The 1197-nt window shown below is 38.5% G+C and carries 3 protein-coding genes; all 3 read right to left on the bottom strand.

What is annotated here, in order from left to right:
• The coding region (locus tag FTV38_RS17970; RefSeq protein ID WP_218950306.1) for a hypothetical protein at window positions 1-200 on the bottom strand (200 nt) is incomplete at its 3' end.
• Window positions 201-209: 9 nt separating this feature from the next.
• A complete protein-coding gene (locus FTV38_RS17735) occupies window positions 210-509 on the bottom strand; it encodes a HigA family addiction module antitoxin (RefSeq protein ID WP_218950305.1) in 300 nt (99 codons plus the stop codon).
• 7 nt (window positions 510-516) lie between these two features.
• Window positions 517-795, bottom strand: a complete 279-nt coding sequence (locus FTV38_RS17730) for a type II toxin-antitoxin system RelE/ParE family toxin (protein WP_180009683.1) — start codon at window positions 793-795, stop codon at window positions 517-519.
• Between the last annotated feature and the right edge of the window lie 402 nt (window positions 796-1197).

Raw genomic sequence — 1197 nt, 5'->3', positions numbered from 1 at the left:
TCTTCTTTTTTTAAAAACTCACAAAAATTTCTAGTCCGTTCTAACAATTCATCTCTGTCTTTTTTGAGCAAAAGCTCACGCCAAATACCTAGATGCGTATCAAATAAAAAAAATATTCTAGAACCCTTTTTAAGCCTAACTTTTGAAGACTGTGATTCTAGATTAAATAAACAATCTGCTATATCTTGAATGTTATGCATAAATAAAAATTAACACTGTACAAAAAATGGTTGAATCTGCGGACGCTGTTTTTGTGATTCCATCCAAAGTGAATGTTTCGATTGAACACGCATTAACAGATCTGCACTGATTCCTAAAGCATCATGTAAACGTAAAGCTACATCTGCGGTAACTGGTGCTTTACCATTAATAATTCGAGAAAGTAACGGACGTGTCACTCGAATACGTGCAGCAAGTTCTGTAATCGTAATAACTTGTCCTTCTTCTTTTAAGCCATCTAACCATTCTGAAACTAACTCACCTGCATGAGCTGGATTATTCATCATCATATTCACCTCAATGATAGTCCTGATAATCTACGATATACGCATTACCATCTTTAAAAATGAAAGTCATACGCCAATTGGCATTCACTGTAATAGCCCAATGATCTTTTAACTTCCCTTTCAAAGGATGCAGCTTCCATCCAGGGAAATTCATCTCATCAATACTTTGTGCTTCATTCAAAACTGTTAATTGTCTTTTTAACTTTGTAGCATGTACTGACTGAATCCCTGCTGTAGAACTGGTTTTAAAAAACCTTTCTAGTCCCTTATGTTTAAAATCTATAATCACAAGAATTAATCCTTTGTATAGTTTTACTATACATCAAGTCGGAAAGTAAAACTATACAAGCAGTAAAGACAATAGCACTTAAATAAATGCTCTCACTCACTCCCCGATCACCCCAGCCTTCGGGCAAGCCCTCTGGGCTGATGGTGAACGTTGAGTGAGTTTCGGCAATACTCACCCTAAGGGCGCGATTTTGAAAAAAATCACTCTCCCTTAAGTATTGCCGAATAACCTGATTGGGCTGACGGAGCCACGCATCGGTCGTATCCGCACATAGTTTTACATACTATGCAGACAAGGACTTCTGGGTTGTGTACCTCTGCTCCACGCGCTCCCTGCCGCTACACGGCTGTATCTCTGCGAGGGTTTCCCCAACATGCAACTTAACAGTCCAATGTAACTACT

It is taken from the genome of Acinetobacter sp. YH16044, assembly GCF_013417145.1.
Classification (GTDB): Bacteria; Pseudomonadota; Gammaproteobacteria; order Pseudomonadales; family Moraxellaceae; genus Acinetobacter; species Acinetobacter amyesii.
The sequence above is the reverse complement of the archived record's forward strand: the minus strand, read 5'-3'. Positions and strand labels throughout refer to the sequence as shown.

Coding starts and splice junctions, on each gene's coding strand:
- FTV38_RS17735 (WP_218950305.1), bottom strand. CDS start 509: ATGATGATGAATAATCCAGCTCATGCAGGTGAGTTAGTTTCAGAATGG.